This window comes from Methylobacter sp. (assembly GCF_030680395.1).
Lineage (GTDB): Bacteria > Pseudomonadota > Gammaproteobacteria > Methylococcales > Methylomonadaceae > Methylobacter_A.
In genome coordinates this window covers 18568-33404 of the sequence record NZ_JAUXVR010000016.1, presented here as the reverse complement: position 1 = coordinate 33404, position 14837 = coordinate 18568, and the positions used below count along the sequence as shown (strand labels likewise).

The following is a 14837-nucleotide window of genomic DNA, read 5'->3' as shown; positions in this document are numbered from 1 at the left end:
ATCCAGAGCCAGGGATGGTAACTTTCCGATACCGCTGTGGCATGATTTAGGCTTGATGCCAAGCCATAGTCTCACATCCATGTGACTGGATTCCGGCATCCCTGCCAGAATGACGAGTTTTTTGGCGCTAGCTGAAGCATCTTGCTAATCAGGAAATAACTTGAGCAAGTTGCCAATAGCTGGAGTGCAGGCTTTGCCTGCAAGCGCAAGCAAAGCTTGCACTCCCGCTGAAAACTTACGCCGCGAGTTGTTCAAATTGTTTCATGCTCATTCCTGAGGTGGTTTCCAGTAATGAGTCCATCCCGAGACCGGTTAATAGCCATCTTTCGCTCAGATCGAACAATTGCCCGAAAGACATTGATATTGATAGGTAGTGGTACGAATATTCTCTATTTTACCCGCATGTTATAAATTTTCAGGCGCTGATCCATGGCTTTTGATTCGGCTCAGGAATGTCTCATTTGTAAAGACTTTATCAATGAGGAGATACAACATGGCAAAAATTCTCGTTCTTTACTACAGCATGTACGGTCACATCGAAACCATGGCCCAAGCGGTGGCTGAAGGTGCGCGCAGCGCCGAAGGCACCGATGTCATTATCAAGCGCGTGCCCGATCTGGTACCTGAAGAGGTGGCGCGAAAGGCCGGCGCCAAGCTCGATCAGGCGTCGCCGATCGCGACGGTGGACGAGTTGCCCGAATACGACGCTATTATGTTTGGCACGCCGACACGCTTCGGCAACATGTGCGCGCAGATGCGCAATTTTCTCGACCGGACCGGCAAGCTGTGGGTGAACGGCAGCTTGATAGGCAAGGTCGGCAGCGTGTTCACGTGCACGTCCACACAGCATGGCGGGCAGGAAACCACGATCACCTCGTTTCACTCGACCTTGTTGCATCACGGCATGATCATCGTGGGCGTTCCCTATTCCTGCCAGGAGATTATGAACATGAATGAAATCACCGGCGGCTCGCCCTACGGAGCGGGTGCCCTTGCTGGAGTCGATAATAGCCGCCAACCGTCAGAGAACGAATTAAAAATCGCCCGTTTCCAGGGAGCCCACGTGGCAAAAATAGCCGAGAAGCAATCAGCCTAGCCAAGCCCATTGCATGTCCGATATCCAGTATGACAACAACAGGCGGGTGCGGTTAGAGCTGCGACAGGTTTGATCGGTAACGGCTTGCTGGGCGTCAGGCATCAGTGAGAAACGCAAATCCCGCAGATAACCGGTAATTGTGTGCAGCTCCCACTGTTTTTCCGGATTGCAGCCGCTTAATACCAGCGGCAACGCTACGTAAAGAACATATCGACCATATTTCAGGTCTCGCGGTTCAAATAATCCGTTATGCATGTGAGAGGACTTAATAAAATACGGATTCAATTGAGCGGACCGGATTAGCTATGACTTAAAGCGTCCGCTGTCGAAATCTTCAATGGCTTGTCGGATCTCTTCCTGGGTGTTCATCACAAACGGTCCGTAACCGGCTATCGGTTCGTCAATCGGTGCTCCGTTCATGACCAGCATAGTGGTGTCTTTAAGTGCAGTCAGGGTGATCGTTTTGCCTTTTTGTTCAAAAAAAGCCAGCTCGGCATCGCCCATTGTCGCTGAATTATTGATCTTTACACTGCCTTTCAAGGCAAACAGCAGCGTGGTGTAATCTTCGGGAAAATCAAGTTCAACAGTTTGCTCTGCCAGCAAGCGCAGCTCCCATAAGTTAATCGGAGTATAGGTGTTCGCAGGCCCTTTAATGCCTTGATAGTGTCCTGCGATTATTCGGAGGATACTGCCTTTGTCATCCAGCTTTACTACCGGAATCCGGCCGTAAGTGATGGACTGATAGTGCGGCGCAATCATCTTATATTGAGCGGGCAGGTTGACCCAAAGCTGTATCGCTTCAAAGGCGCCGCCTTGCCGGGTAAAAGCGGCGGAATGCATCTCTTCATGCAGAAGACCTTTTGCCGCCGTCATCCATTGCACATCGCCGGGGCCGATCAGGCCGCCATGGCCTGCGGTATCATGATGTTCGACTTCACCTTGATAAAGCAGGGTAACGGTCTCAAAGCCACGATGCGGATGCATGCCGACTCCTCTGGGTTTCGATGCAGGCGGAAATTCGAAAGGGCCTGCATAATCCAGCATCAGGAACGGACTTACTTCGGCGTCCGGCGTATTGTAGGAAAACAGCGTACGCACCGGAAAACCGTCTCCTACCCAGTGAGAGTGATCGGTATGGGTGATTCGATGTAACTGTTTCATCGCTTTACTCCTGTAATTTGATAATAGAACGCGCACGGCACGCTCTATCCATTGAGGATTTTACATCGATCAAATCCGTTTTAAATCCGCCTGATCCGTGTTCTTTCCCGTTTATTGATGAGCATCGCTAAAGCTTGAACTTGGCCGCTTCTTCGGAGCCGCCGGTGGTGTCGCCTTCGCTGTAGGAATGAGCGCCGACTCCGGCCAGTTTACCGGCATCGACCACCAGATACTCGTTGCGGATCGGTCGGCCTTCGAACCAGCATTCCAATACCTCCCGCACACCGGCAGCATAGCGGGCTTGCGCGGACAGGCTGGTGCCGGAAATATGCGGCGTCATGCCGTGATGCGGCATGCTCCGCCACGGGTGATCTTTCGGTGCCGGTTGCGGGAACCAGACATCGCCCGCATAACCCGACAGCCGACCGCTTTCCAAAGCGCGGGCGATGGCGTCACGGTCGCAGATTTTGCCGCGGGCGGTGTTGATGATGTAAGCGCCGCGCTTCATTTTGTCCAGCATAGCATCATCGAACATGTGTTCGGTTTCCGGGTGTAACGGGCAATTGATGGTCACTACATCGCAAACCCGCACCATCGATTCAACGCTGGGGTGCCAGATCAGATTGAGTTCCTGCTCGACCTCAGTCGGCAAACGGTGGCGGTCGGTGTAATGCAGTATGACGTCGAACGGTTTTAAGCGCCGCAGCACCGCCAGACCGATGCGACCGGCGGCGACGGTGCCGACTTCCATGCCTTCCAGATCGTAGGAACGCGCCACGCAGTCGGCGATGTTCCAGCCGCCTTTTACGACCCACTGGTAGGACGGAATGTAGTTGCGCACCAGACTTAAAATCATCATCACCACATGTTCGGCGACGCTGATACTGTTGCAGTAGGTGATTTCGGCAACGGTAATATTATTTGCCATTGCCGCCTGCAAGTCGACATGGTCTGAACCGATGCCTGCGGTCAGTGCCAGCTTCAATTTCGGGGCTTTGGCGATGCGTTCCGCAGTCAGATAGGCAGGCCAGAACGGTTGGGAGATGACGATGTCGGCATCGTGCAACTCCTGATCCAGACGCGAGTTTTCGCCGTCTTTGTCGGAAGTCACCACCAGCGTATGGCCCTGGCTTTCCAGATAACTGCGCAAACCCAGTTCACCGGAAACACTGCCCAGCATCTGGCCGGGAATGAAGTCGATGGATTTGGGAGTGGGCGCGGTTTGACCGTCGGGATAAGCCTTGATCTTCGGTATCGAGTCGCGGGCATAGGCTTGCGGATAGCCGTCAATCGGATCGTCGTAAAGTACGCAAATAATTTTAGCCATTTTTTTCTACCTTAATGATGGTTTTATCGTAAAGAATCAACATCTGTAATGGAAGAAGCTACTACAGGTTAGAAAAAACAAAGCATTAGTACAATATGCAGAAATACCTACGGGCGTTTAATCGGGCAGGGCAACAGGCTTATTAAGCGCCGGAATCATTAACCGGCAAGCTAAAGCGCCTATTGATATAGGTGGTGATACCGATACTATTGATTTTATTGGTATGTTATAAATTTTTATCGACAGGTAAATTATCGGTAAACAGGAAATATGTCCTTGGTTCCCGCCGATAGTCACCGGCGTAATGGAATCGAGGCTGTTTAGCTGATGGGCGAGCCTTTCATGACCCAATTCACAGAACGGGATGAGTCGCTTATGACCAGCAAACGAAAAAGCACTGATCAAATCGAGCTAGGCAAGGGTGATGCCTTATTAATCAGCGATATTCAAAATGATTTCCTGTCCGGCGGCAGGCTGGCTGTGCCGGAAGGCGAGCAGATCATACCCGTCTTGAACCGCTATATTGGTCAATTCAGCCATCGTCAATTGCCTGTATTTGCAATCCGCGACTGGCATCCTGCTAACCATTGCTCATTTATTCAGCAAGGCGGTCCTTGGCCGGAACACTGCGTTGCCGATTCCAAAGGTGCAGAGTTCTCAGCCGATTTGCATTTACCGGTTTCTGCTTTGGTTATTTCCAAAGGTACCGATGTTGAACAGGATGGCTATTCGGGTTTCACAAACCGGACATTCAAGGAGCAGCTGGATAATGCCGGTGTCCGCCGTTTATTCATCGGCGGATTGGCTACCGATTATTGCGTTTTAAATACAGTGCGCGATGCGCTCAGCCACCATTACAAGGTGGTGTTATTAACAGATGCCATACGCGCCATTAATGTTAGGCGGCAGGATGGGGAAAACGCCATAAACGAAATGATTCAGCATGGTGCGATACCGGTTACCTTGGCTATGATCAAATAATGCCCAATAACGCCCTGCTTACCGATCTCTATCAGCTAACCATGCTTCAGGGCTATTACCAACAGAACATGGAAGAGCTCGCCGTCTTCGAATTTTTTATCAGGAAACTGCCTAAAAATAGAGGCTATCTGGTCGCGGCAGGTTTGGCTCAGGTTTTAACTTATCTGGAGCACTTACAATTTTCTTCGGATGAAATTGAATGGCTGGCAAGTACCGGGCGATTCAAACCGGCCATGCTTGAACGGCTTGCGACATTGAAATTTACCGGCGACGTTCATGCGATGCCTGAAGGCACGGTGTTTTTTCAAAACGAACCGTTATTGCGCATTACCGCGCCGCTTCCCGAAGCGCAATTGATCGAAAGCAGGATTATTAATCTATTGCATTTTCAGACCTTGATTGCCTCTAAAGCCGCGCGCTCGGTATTGATCGCGCCGGACAAGCTGCTGGTTGATTTCGGCATGCGCCGGGCGCACGGCAGTGAAGCCGCGCTATTGGCAGCCCGGGCAAGTTATTTGGCGGGGTTTGCCGGTTCAGCGACGGTAGCGGCCGGGCTGCATTTTGGCATCCCCATTTTTGGTACGATGGCGCATTCTTTTATCCAAACACACCGTAGCGAAAGCCAGGCTTTTATCCATTTTGCAGAGGCCAATCCCGATAATGTCGTGTTTTTGATAGACACTTACGATACCGAAGCAGCTGCGCAAAAAGTAGTCGATCTGGCGGCCGCACTGCATGCGCAAGGCATAAAAATCAAGGGCGTTCGTCTGGATAGCGGCGATTTGGCCGATCATGCCCGAAAAGTCAGGATAATTCTTGACCGCGGCGGCCTTAACGATGCAACCCTCTTTGCCAGCGGCAATATCGATGAATATAAACTTGCAGAATTGATGGCTGGGCAAGCCCCGATTGACGGCTTCGGTGTCGGTACGCAGTTGGATACCTCAGCCGATGCGCCTTATCTCGACTGTGCCTATAAATTGCAGGAATATGCCGGAATTGCCAGACGCAAGCGCTCGGAGGGAAAAGCGACCTGGCCCGGACGCAAACAGGTTTATCGCAACTATGATAATAACGGCGTTATGTCCGGCGATACCGTTACCGTTGACAATGCACCTTGCGCAGGCCAACCGTTACTGCACTTGGTTATGCAGGGCGGAAAGACTGTAGCAGGGCAGCCTACGCTTATAGAGGCCAGAGAATACGCTCGATGCCAATTAAACGGTTTATCGCTGCCATTGCGTCAATTGAGCAATACTCCGGAATACCCGGTGATCATTTCTGCCGAACTGCAAGCGCTGGCGAAAATAGTGGATGAACGAAACACAGGCTGAAAGCCCTTATGGTGTTTTGATATCAGGTTCAAAATCAGTTCTGATGTTAAGCAGTTAGTTGGATTTATACTATTTAACGTTAAGGTGTCGCTAGCGCGACGGTTATTTGAATCGGGTTCTCGCACCCGAAGGCGAGTTACTTTCTTTTGCTTCGCCTAAAGCACCTACTGTTGGTGCTCTACTACCTACATCCATGTAGGCATCCCGCTGGAGAGGGCTTTGCGTCTCTTTACCAACTTCGGGTTCCATAACTGCTCCAATGCGCCATTTCCGCGTGTTCAGCCAATAGCTTATAATTTCGGCTACCAACTTAAGACGGGACACACTACAAATAACCGGGAACGCCGAGCCCCAGCTCGGCAATGTTGATAATTGCAGACACTCGCCAAGCGGGGGCTTGGCGTTCCCAGCCACCACCTTAAAACTGTCCCGGCTTAAATGGGTAGCCATAATTTCGAGCCATGATCATAATTGCGAATACTGCCTTTAAGCGAAGAATTTTCCATGCAAGCTAGAACGAACGAAAAACGCCTGTTTCCTTTTGCCGGGACGATGATTTTTACCCTCGTGGCCATTGTCGGATTCGCCTATGTTAAATGGATGCCCTATTACGCTAAGGCCTTCCTCGCCCAGAGTCATCATTTCATAGGCGATTCGATTCTTTCGGGGAATTCCGTCTCTGCTCCGCCTGTATCATGGAACGCGGCTGTGGACTACGCCATAGCCTATAGCAAAGCAATCTGGAAGGCGCTTCTTCTAGGACTCATTCTGGGTTCCGGCATCAAGGTGCTTCTGCCGACTCAGTGGGTGAGCGCGGCGCTTGGCAGGCTAGGCTTCAAGAGCGTCGCACTAGGTAGCCTTTTTGCCATTCCCTGCATGATGTGCACCTGTTGCGCTGCCCCCGTGGCTGCGGGCATGCGCCAAAGCCGCGCATCGGTTGGTAGTGTGGTGTCTTGGTGGATATCAAACCCGGTGCTGAATCCTGCGACTCTGATATTCATGGGGTTCGTGCTGGGCTGGGGGTGGGCTCTGTTCAGGGTTTTGTTAGGCATTGCAATGGTGTTTGGGGTTGCTTATTTAGCAGAGCGTTATGGCGACCAGCGTGAAGCTGTTTCGCTCGAACAGGATTTGTCGCCCGAGGCTGAGGCCTTAAACGACAGCCTTCTGACACGCTGGGGCCGGGAATTCATGGCCCTCGCGATCAAACTCTTACCCGAGTATCTTATTCTCGTACTTCTGCTTGGAGCCGCAAGGGCTTGGCTTTTCCCGGTGCTTGGCGCTCATGATGGGGTATTCTGGATCGTTGCAATGGCGGTAGCCGGTACGCTGTTCGTCATACCCACTGCCGGAGAGGTACCCATTGTGCAAGCAATGTTCGCTTTGGGTATGGGCGCGGGCCCTGCCGGGGCGCTCATTATGACGCTACCGGCTGTTAGCCTGCCTTCGCTGGCCATGCTCAGCCGCATCTTTAGTTTGCGAACCCGTCTCGTGATTGTGGCCGGCGTTGTGCTTTCAGGCATTGCCGGCGGACTTATCGCGATGATCGTATTTTAACGTAAAAGAACCCACAGACTTAACAACGCAACTTCTGAGTGGCCGTTCGTCATGGCTCGAAGTGCTGACTGTCGCGAATAGCAGCAGTGTGCCAAAACCAGCTGGTCATATTATTTTCTCTAATGTTTGTGTATTTTGAAGTTGCTCGAATCAGAGATAACAGATTTTGGAATTAGACTAATGGATTCAAAGTGCCTGATAATTTGCAATTGTTAAAATGGTTAATATTAGAGAGAGCAATGATGGAAGTAAGCGCACGGACAGGTGAAAACGGTATCCATATTGGCGTTAAAAACAGGAAACAGCACTTTAAGCAAGAATGGGAAACAATCAATGTCGAGATAGACGGTCAATTTCACGAATTCAAACTTAAACCTGGTTTCTGGAAAAAATGTCCACATATCGACAATTCCAACGGGGAAAGGGTTATTCATGACTGGTTACAAAAAAATTTCACTTTGCCTTGGTCTAAAAATAAACCGCCACATTTTTATTTATTGCCTTTAGATCATAGGAATTTTCGTTTACAGCTACACAAACATTAATCGCGTGGTTGGATTAGCCCAGCAGATCGGGCAAGAGTTTTTCGTTGCCCGACATTTCCGCTGGTTCCCAAGCTCCAGCTTGGGAACCCAGTCGTGGAAGCTCCAGCTTCCCGTCTACTCTCACCACAAAGGAGCACAACAATGCCCAGAAGCCGCTACCGCGTCCAATTCGACCCGTGCCCACATTTCCTGACTGCAACGATAAACCACTGGCTACCGTTGTTTACCCGCCCTGAAACCATGAACATCATTCTGGATTCTTGGCGTTTTTTACAGCGGGACGCAGGCTTTCAACTATATGGTTATGTCATCCTTGAAAACCATCTGCATCTTATCGCCGCATCGGAAAATTTGAGCCATGACATGCAGCGTTTTAAATCCTACACGGCGAAGCAAATCATCGCGCATCTGGAACAACGCCGCTCGGTCAAGCTGTTGGAGTTGCTGGCGTTTTTTAAACGCGCCCATAAGCAGGAGACCACTTATCAGGTTTGGGAAGAAGGCAATCATCCGCAAATCATCGAACCTGAGGTGGTTATGCGTCAAAAGCTGGATTACATTCATCACAATCCCGTAAAGCGGGGCTACGTGGATCAGCCGGAACATTGGCGTTATTCCAGTGCGCGTAATTATGCCGGTCAAGACGGTTTGATTGAGGTGATTCGGTCGTGGTGAGTTGCTCGGGAAGCTGGAGCTTCCGAGACTGGGTTCCCAAGCTGGAGCTTGGGAACCAGCGGAAATGACAGGTTTCGGGAAGCTTAAATCCAGATCCGAATATCTCAAAAGGGGCAAACTAAGACAGTCAATGTCTGATACAGTTGAGACTAATCTTGGCAATTGTCAGATCAAGTCCGGAGTTTTACAAATCAGTGTCAGGAAGTACCGTTATCTTTTACATTTCCGGCATGCAGCCCGCATTCTTTTTGAGTTCCCGCTTCCCACCACCAGCGGCCGGCTCTTTCATGTTCATGAGGCAAAATAGCGCGGGTGCAGGGTTCGCAGCTTATGCTGGTAAAGCCTTTTTCATGCAGTTCGTTATAAGGAACCTGATAGGCTTCAATATAATCCCAGACTTGCGTCAGGCTCCAATTGACTAGCGGGTTGAATTTAATCAATGGCTGTCCGGCGGTGGAAAATTCGCCGTCTATTTGCACTTCAGGAATAGACTGCCGGGTATCCGGGCTTTGATCTTTGCGTTGGCCGGTAATCCAGGCATCCAATTGAGGCAGTTTGCGTTTTAATGACTCGACTTTGCGGATGCCGCAGCATTCGTGATGGCCGTCCACATAAAAGCTGAACAGGCCTTTCTTTTTTACCAGGTTATCGAGCAGGTCTTTGTCCGGCGATAATATTTCAATGTCTATCTGGTAATGTTTTCTGACTTTTTCTATGAAGCGGTAGGTTTCGGGATGCAAGCGTCCGGTATCCAAGGAAAAAACCTGGATGTCTTTTCTGAGTTTGACCGCCATATCGATCAGCGCCACATCTTCAGAACCGCTGAAAGCAATGGCAATATTATCAAACAGCTCAAGCGCTTTTTTAAGGATGACGCGCGGGTTTTTATGGCTCAGGTCAGTTTGTAATTGCCTAATATCGAGGGTTGTCATAATTTTCCTCCCAATAAGGGGGGTGCAAAGCACCACTGTAATTAAGTTAATGGATTTACAGCAGATTGTCGATCAGAATTGCTCCATCTATGTTCACGATCCAGCACTGAATTCTCTCGCGAGGGAATTTTGAAGCAAGGCACTTATCGAGATAATGAATGAGTCCATTGACGGGAATAATAGATAGCTGCCGTCTTAATCAAGTAGAATTCAACGATGACAGCTTTCCGTCTGTGGCGCGTTGATTCAGTCGGGGGCTCTGTGACTGAACTGCCGTTTACAGGAAACGTATACTATGCATATCGAAGAAAAGATCGCCTTTCTCAGGCAACCGGATATCTATCCGGACAGGCCGAAGCGCGTCGAAGTCATCGAAACCCATATGTCCTGGGTTTTTCTGACTGAGCGTCTTGTCTACAAGCTGAAGAAGCCGGTCCGGTATGAGTTTCTGGATTTCAGCACCGTAGAGGCCAGACAAAAAGACTGCGAATGGGAGGTCAACCTCAACAGGCGGTTAGCCGGGCAAGTTTATCTCGGCACTGTGCCGCTCACGATACGAGAAGATGGCGGCTTGCAGCTCGGCGGCGACGGTCAGACGTTGGATTGGCTGGTGCAGATGCACCGTCTGCCCGCCGGGCGCATGCTTGACGCCGTAATCCGTAAAGGAACGGTCGATGCCGGGGACATGCGAAAGCTCAGTCAGGTGCTGACCGACTTCTATCGACATTCTGTTCCCTTACTGATTAGTCCGACAGAGTACCGGCGGCGCTTTGAGGAAGACATTCAGAGTAATCTGATCGAGTTGAGCGCTAACCGGTATGCGTTGCCGAAGGCGCAGGTGGACCGCCTCGCCGCTGCACAAAGGCAATTTCTGGCAGAACAGGGTGGGCTTCTTGAACAGCGGGCGCGGGACGGGCGCATCATCGATGCGCATGGCGACCTCAGGCCGCAGCACATCTGTTTGACAGCCCCGCCGGTGATTATCGATTGCCTGGAGTTTAACCGGGAGTTCCGTATCCTCGATCCTGTGGATGAACTGGCTTATCTGTCCATGGAATGCGAGCGTCTCGGTGCGGCCCACATCGGCGAGGAGATTTTAGGGTATTACGGCGAAGCAGCCGGAGATGCCTGTCCTGTTGAGCTAATAGGATTTTACAAGGCTTTCCGCGCTTGTTTGCGCGCCAAGATCGCGGTATGGCACATTGCGGATCATCAGGTACAGGATCATCAGCGTTGGCTTGGCCTCGCTCAAACCTATCTCGATTTGGCAGAGCGATTTCTACGCGTAGCATCCATGACACCGTAGGAGCGGGCCGCGCCCGCGACATTTAGGCTTAATGGCAGTCTGGCCGGAATAAGGCTTTTGGGGCATTAGCGAGAATAAGCGTTTCCGGCAAGCGTGCTAAACACGAATTCTTTCACAGTCACGTAGGCCTCTACTCTCCCAAAAGCTCTACGATGGAACCGCCGTTATGAATGCGTCGGATGGCGTCCGCAAACAGCGGCGCTACATCCAGCACCGTCAGCCGGTTGCGTACGAGTTCCGGATCGAGCCGGAATGGCGGCAGCGTGTTGGTGATCATGAGGCTGTCCAAAGCGGGATCGGCCACGACTTGATTGGCGTTGCCCACGAAAATGCCGTGGGATGCGGCGGCATGAACACTTTGTGCGCTTTGTTTTCGGCAGGCATGCGCAGTCCGCGAGATCGTGCCGCCGGTGCTGATCATGTCGTCGATGATGATGGCTGTTTTTCCTTTTACGTCGCCGACCAAGGCTTCGCCGCTGACGATTCCGGCGCTACGCTGCTTTTCCATGAAAGCGCTGCCTGCCGGTCTGTTCAGGTGCCGGCTCAAAGCTTCTCGAAACTGTTCCGCCCGTTTGACTCCGCCAACGTCGGGCGAAACCACGACCACCTCAAGGTCTTTAAGCCGTTCTGAAAAATGCCTGACAAACAGATTCCCGGCTTCCAGATGATCCGCCGGACAACGAAAAGCGTTTTGAAAAGCGGCGAGATTATGCACGTCGAGAGTCACCACCCGATCAATGCCCACGGCCTCCAGCAGTTGCGCCACATAGCGGGTGGTGACTGGATCTCGCGCTTTGGTTTTTCTGTCCTTGCGCGCGTAACCCAGATAGGGCAGGACGGCGGTTACCGATTGGGCCGACGCATCTTTTAGAGCGCCGATAAAAAACAGCAGGCGGCAAAGCTTGTCGTTGACGCTTAAGCCTGGCTCGCTGTACAGCGATTGGATCACGAACACATCGCAACCTCGCACGTTTTCCAGGGGACGCGTCTTATGTTCACCGTCTTCAAAGTCTCTTTCTTCGTGTGCGCTCAGCGGCGAACCGAGGGCGATGCCGATACTTTCCCCGAGTGCCCGGCTTTCACTCAGTGCAAACAGCCGGATCGCGTCGAGACTCATAAATCCGAAAAATAGTTCAGGAACCAGTCGCGGGCAAGACCTGCTACCTGTTCCAGTTTGCCTGCTTCTTCAAACAGGTGAGTGGCGCCGGGAATGATCTCCAGGCGATGCTCAACCGGCAGTTGATTGGCTGCCTGGCGATTAAGATCAATCACGATTTCATCATCCCCGCCCACAATCAACAGGGTAGGCGCCTTAACCTTCGCAAGATGGTCCAAGGCCAGATCCGGTCGCCCGCCGCGCGAAACCACGGCGGCGACCTTGTCGGCGCGGCAAGCGGCGGCAACCAGAGCCGCGGCCGCGCCGGTGCTGGCTCCGAACAACCCGATCGGAAACACGGATATCGCTTCGTTCAGGCTCACCCAGTCGATTACACCGATCAGCCTATCGGTCAATAAAGGGATATCAAAGCGAAGTTCGCGCGTGTACTGATCGATGTCTTCCTCCTCCGCAGTCAAGAGATCAAAGACTAATGTGGCAATCCCCGCTTCGTTCAAGGTTTCCGCTACGAAACGGTTACGTCGGCTGAACCGACTGCTGCCGCTGCCGTGAGCGAATACCACAAGGCCCTTTGCATGCTCAGGAACAGCGAGGAGGCCGGGAAGAGAGAAGTCTTTAAATGCCATGCTGATGTCGATAGGCGTTGCAGGTTCGGGATTAGTCATGGCTTTCCGTTAAGTTTAGGGGGTGGTTTTTGGGTCCAGGCACGTGCCAAAAGAGACTTGACTTCATCGTCGCTGATTTGCGGAAACTCGCGGTACCAACAGCCGACGGACAAAAATGGCGCGGGCGTTGCCAAGCAGACCACGTCGTCGGCTTCCTCTTGCAGTCGCTGCACCGTCTCGGTTGGGGCCACGGGTACGGCGACCACGATAGACGCGGGCTTCTGTTGCTTCAGGGCGGCCACTGCGGCCAGCATGCTCGCCCCGGTGGCCAGGCCGTCGTCCACCAAAATCACATGGCGATTCTCTATTCCGGGAGGAGGCTGGTGTCCTCGATAAGCCTGTTCGCGTCGCCTCAATTCTTGCCGCTCTGTTGCGGCGACAGCCTCGATGGTCTCTTGGCTGATATCGATAGCCGCTACTATATCGGCATTCAGCACGCACACGCCGCCGCTGGCGATTGCGCCCATAGCCAACTCCTCCTGTCCGGGCGTTCCCAGTTTGCGCACCAACATGATGTCCAACTGCGCGTCGATGCTCCGGGCGACCTCGAACCCCACCGGAACTCCGCCACGGGGCAGGGCGAGGACGATCACGTCAGGACGCTTCGCATATCGAGCCAGCGCCTGTCCCAGCAAGTGTCCGGCCTGGATTCGGTTTTCAAACGGCAGTTTCAAGACGGTTTTCTTGCTCATACGCATCGCACCCTTTCTATAAGCTTGAATAAATCATATACCGATCTATTCATACAATGAATACTGGTAAATACTTACCGCGTCGCTTTACAAATTTATGTTGTGCGCTCATCTTATAAAATAAGCGTCATAAATTCGGGGCTTTCCGATGGGTATCAGTGTCGATAAAGCTAAGTCCAATCGCTGGCCGAAGATAACCGGAACACGCCCGACAGGAGACGAAAATGATTTCAGATCAACGCCTTTCATCTCAGGAAGCTTCTCGCGATACCTTGCTTACGCTGTTTTTGTGCGGCGATGTGATGACCGGTCGGGGCATCGACCAAGTGCTGCCGTATCCCGGCAATCCCCGGCTTCATGAACCTTATATGACCTCCGCCAAGGACTATGCAATGCTTGCGGAAGAAGTCAACGGCCCTATTCCGAAGCCGGTTGACTTTGCTTATATCTGGGGAGATGCGCTTGAAGAATTCCGGTGCATTAACCCCGATGTCCGCATCATTAACCTTGAGACGGCGGTGACGGCCAGCCGGAAGTTTTGGGCCGGAAAATGTATCCATTACCGGATGCAGCCGCGGAACATCCCCTGTATTTCTGCGGCGAAAATCGACTGCTGCGTTCTGGCTAACAATCATGTCCTGGATTGGGGATATGCCGGATTGACGGAGACGCTCACCACTTTGGACGGTGCGAATCTCAAGGTTGCGGGAGCAGGCCGGAATCTTTCGGAAGCCGAAGCGCCGGCGATTATCGAGGTGGCCGGGAAAGGCCGCGTGATGGTGTTCGGCTTCGGGCACGAAAGCAGCGGCATTCCTTCGTTGTGGAGCGCCCGTAGCGACAGGCCGGGCGTGAATTTACTGCCGGACTTGTCCGAGGATACGGTGCGCCGCATCGCTAAGCGGATCTTGGGACTTAAGCGGGAAGGCGATTGTGTGGTGGCCTCGATACACTGGGGCGGAAACTGGGGCTACGAGGTCTTAAGCGCACAAAGGCAATTTGCGCACCGGCTGATAGATCAGGCCCAGGTGGACGTGGTGCATGGTCACTCATCGCACCATCCCAAGGGCGTCGAGGTATATCAAGGCAAACCGGTTGTTTTCGGTTGCGGCGATTTTCTGAACGATTACGAAGGCATTTCAGGATACGAGGAATTCCGTGGCGATTTGACCTTGATGTATTTTGTGACCATGGACTTGGCGACAGGAAAGCTGGTCAGCTTGATCATGACGCCGATGCAAATCAGACGCTTCCGGCTGAGTTACGCGCACTTTGATGACGTTCACTGGCTGCAGCAAGGCATGGACAGGGAAGTCCGGTCGCTGGGCGCGAGGATCGAATTGATCGATGACTTTCGTTTGGCCTTGTCGGCCGGAAAGTAAGGATGCAGTCGGCGTTTGCTCGCTCGGACATTGTTGCTGCTAAAGGCATTCCGGTTGTCGACGATAGGCTTCT

The 14837-nt window shown here is 52.2% G+C and carries 16 protein-coding genes; 8 read left to right on the top strand and 8 right to left on the bottom strand.

Annotated elements, in window-relative coordinates; all coding sequences use genetic code 11:
• Positions 1–493 precede the first annotated feature (493 nt).
• The gene (gene wrbA, locus Q8L79_RS07430) at positions 494–1096 is read left to right on the top strand and encodes an NAD(P)H:quinone oxidoreductase (protein WP_305269692.1); all 603 of its coding nucleotides are present in this window, start codon (positions 494–496) and stop codon (positions 1094–1096) included.
• Here wrbA and Q8L79_RS07425 read toward each other — a convergent pair.
• From Q8L79_RS07425 to Q8L79_RS07415, 3 genes are all read right to left on the bottom strand, one after another.
• The gene (locus Q8L79_RS07425) at positions 1088–1351 is read right to left on the bottom strand and encodes a hypothetical protein (protein WP_305269689.1); all 264 of its coding nucleotides are present in this window, start codon (positions 1349–1351) and stop codon (positions 1088–1090) included. The genes wrbA and Q8L79_RS07425 overlap by 9 nt on opposite strands.
• Before the next feature lie 48 nt (positions 1352–1399).
• Positions 1400–2257, bottom strand: a complete 858-nt coding sequence (locus Q8L79_RS07420) for a pirin family protein (RefSeq protein WP_305269687.1) — start codon at positions 2255–2257, stop codon at positions 1400–1402.
• Between the two features lie 127 nt (positions 2258–2384).
• A complete protein-coding gene (locus tag Q8L79_RS07415; RefSeq protein ID WP_305269684.1) occupies positions 2385–3584 on the bottom strand; it encodes an NAD-dependent formate dehydrogenase in 1200 nt (399 codons plus the stop codon).
• 342 nt (positions 3585–3926) lie between these two features.
• On the opposite strand from Q8L79_RS07415, the gene Q8L79_RS07410 reads away from it, so the two are divergent.
• Complete coding sequence (locus tag Q8L79_RS07410) at positions 3927–4565, top strand: isochorismatase family protein (protein WP_305269682.1); 639 nt, start codon at positions 3927–3929, stop codon at positions 4563–4565.
• Positions 4565–5899, top strand: coding sequence for a nicotinate phosphoribosyltransferase (locus Q8L79_RS07405; protein WP_305269680.1), 1335 nt, complete (start codon positions 4565–4567; stop codon positions 5897–5899). Before Q8L79_RS07410 ends, Q8L79_RS07405 begins: the two co-directional genes overlap by 1 nt.
• Positions 5900–6001: 102 nt before the next feature.
• Here the strand turns inward: Q8L79_RS07405 and Q8L79_RS07400 are convergent, their stop codons facing one another.
• A complete protein-coding gene (locus Q8L79_RS07400) occupies positions 6002–6349 on the bottom strand; it encodes a hypothetical protein (protein WP_305269678.1) in 348 nt (115 codons plus the stop codon).
• A 54-nt stretch (positions 6350–6403) separates the two neighbouring features.
• Here Q8L79_RS07400 and Q8L79_RS07395 point away from each other — a divergent pair, with 54 nt between their 5' ends.
• The 3 genes from Q8L79_RS07395 (at position 6404) to Q8L79_RS07385 (ending at position 8673) form a co-directional block, all read left to right on the top strand.
• Positions 6404–7453, top strand: a complete 1050-nt coding sequence (locus tag Q8L79_RS07395; RefSeq protein ID WP_305269676.1) for a permease — start codon at positions 6404–6406, stop codon at positions 7451–7453.
• A gap of 191 nt (positions 7454–7644) precedes the next feature.
• Positions 7645–7998: a hypothetical protein gene (locus Q8L79_RS07390; RefSeq protein WP_305269673.1), complete on the top strand. Its 354-nt coding sequence runs from the start codon at positions 7645–7647 to the stop codon at positions 7996–7998.
• 141 nt (positions 7999–8139) lie between these two features.
• Complete coding sequence (locus Q8L79_RS07385) at positions 8140–8673, top strand: transposase (protein ID WP_305269670.1); 534 nt, start codon at positions 8140–8142, stop codon at positions 8671–8673.
• 197 nt (positions 8674–8870) lie between these two features.
• Here the strand turns inward: Q8L79_RS07385 and Q8L79_RS07380 are convergent, their stop codons facing one another.
• Positions 8871–9605, bottom strand: a complete 735-nt coding sequence (locus Q8L79_RS07380; RefSeq protein WP_305269668.1) for a phosphoadenylyl-sulfate reductase — start codon at positions 9603–9605, stop codon at positions 8871–8873.
• 295 nt (positions 9606–9900) lie between these two features.
• On the opposite strand from Q8L79_RS07380, the gene Q8L79_RS07375 reads away from it, so the two are divergent.
• Entirely contained in the window at positions 9901–10911 is a 1011-nt protein-coding gene (locus Q8L79_RS07375; RefSeq protein WP_305269665.1) for a hypothetical protein, read from the top strand.
• A 130-nt stretch (positions 10912–11041) separates the two neighbouring features.
• On the opposite strand, the gene Q8L79_RS07370 is transcribed toward Q8L79_RS07375, so the two are convergent.
• From Q8L79_RS07370 to Q8L79_RS07360, 3 genes are read right to left on the bottom strand one after another with little or no spacing between them, the layout of a single operon-like run.
• Positions 11042–12028 (bottom strand): ribose-phosphate pyrophosphokinase, encoded by a 987-nt coding sequence (locus tag Q8L79_RS07370; RefSeq protein ID WP_305269663.1) that lies wholly within the window; start codon positions 12026–12028, stop codon positions 11042–11044.
• Positions 12025–12693 (bottom strand): dienelactone hydrolase family protein, encoded by a 669-nt coding sequence (locus Q8L79_RS07365; RefSeq protein ID WP_305269661.1) that lies wholly within the window; start codon positions 12691–12693, stop codon positions 12025–12027. Before Q8L79_RS07365 ends, Q8L79_RS07370 begins: the two co-directional genes overlap by 4 nt.
• Positions 12690–13385: a phosphoribosyltransferase gene (locus Q8L79_RS07360; protein WP_305269659.1), complete on the bottom strand. Its 696-nt coding sequence runs from the start codon at positions 13383–13385 to the stop codon at positions 12690–12692. Before Q8L79_RS07360 ends, Q8L79_RS07365 begins: the two co-directional genes overlap by 4 nt.
• 224 nt (positions 13386–13609) lie before the next feature.
• Here Q8L79_RS07360 and Q8L79_RS07355 point away from each other — a divergent pair, with 224 nt between their 5' ends.
• Positions 13610–14764 (top strand): CapA family protein, encoded by a 1155-nt coding sequence (locus Q8L79_RS07355; RefSeq protein WP_305269657.1) that lies wholly within the window; start codon positions 13610–13612, stop codon positions 14762–14764.
• Positions 14765–14837 lie beyond the last annotated feature (73 nt).

Bases quoted from the DNA above. Each gene is read 5' to 3' on its own strand.
- Q8L79_RS07400 (WP_305269678.1), bottom strand. From the start codon at position 6,349: ATGGCTACCCATTTAAGCCGGGACAGTTTTAAGGTGGTGGCTGGGAAC.
- Q8L79_RS07365 (WP_305269661.1), bottom strand. From the start codon at position 12,693: ATGACTAATCCCGAACCTGCAACGCCTATCGACATCAGCATGGCATTT.
- Q8L79_RS07370 (WP_305269663.1), bottom strand. From the start codon at position 12,028: ATGAGTCTCGACGCGATCCGGCTGTTTGCACTGAGTGAAAGCCGGGCA.
- Q8L79_RS07395 (WP_305269676.1), top strand. From the start codon at position 6,404: ATGCAAGCTAGAACGAACGAAAAACGCCTGTTTCCTTTTGCCGGGACG.
- Q8L79_RS07415 (WP_305269684.1), bottom strand. From the start codon at position 3,584: ATGGCTAAAATTATTTGCGTACTTTACGACGATCCGATTGACGGCTAT.
- Q8L79_RS07385 (WP_305269670.1), top strand. From the start codon at position 8,140: ATGCCCAGAAGCCGCTACCGCGTCCAATTCGACCCGTGCCCACATTTC.
- Q8L79_RS07360 (WP_305269659.1), bottom strand. From the start codon at position 13,385: ATGAGCAAGAAAACCGTCTTGAAACTGCCGTTTGAAAACCGAATCCAG.
- Q8L79_RS07355 (WP_305269657.1), top strand. From the start codon at position 13,610: ATGATTTCAGATCAACGCCTTTCATCTCAGGAAGCTTCTCGCGATACC.
- Q8L79_RS07420 (WP_305269687.1), bottom strand. From the start codon at position 2,257: ATGAAACAGTTACATCGAATCACCCATACCGATCACTCTCACTGGGTA.
- wrbA (WP_305269692.1), top strand. From the start codon at position 494: ATGGCAAAAATTCTCGTTCTTTACTACAGCATGTACGGTCACATCGAA.
- Q8L79_RS07405 (WP_305269680.1), top strand. From the start codon at position 4,565: ATGCCCAATAACGCCCTGCTTACCGATCTCTATCAGCTAACCATGCTT.
- Q8L79_RS07410 (WP_305269682.1), top strand. From the start codon at position 3,927: ATGACCCAATTCACAGAACGGGATGAGTCGCTTATGACCAGCAAACGA.
- Q8L79_RS07375 (WP_305269665.1), top strand. From the start codon at position 9,901: ATGCATATCGAAGAAAAGATCGCCTTTCTCAGGCAACCGGATATCTAT.
- Q8L79_RS07380 (WP_305269668.1), bottom strand. From the start codon at position 9,605: ATGACAACCCTCGATATTAGGCAATTACAAACTGACCTGAGCCATAAA.
- Q8L79_RS07425 (WP_305269689.1), bottom strand. From the start codon at position 1,351: ATGCATAACGGATTATTTGAACCGCGAGACCTGAAATATGGTCGATAT.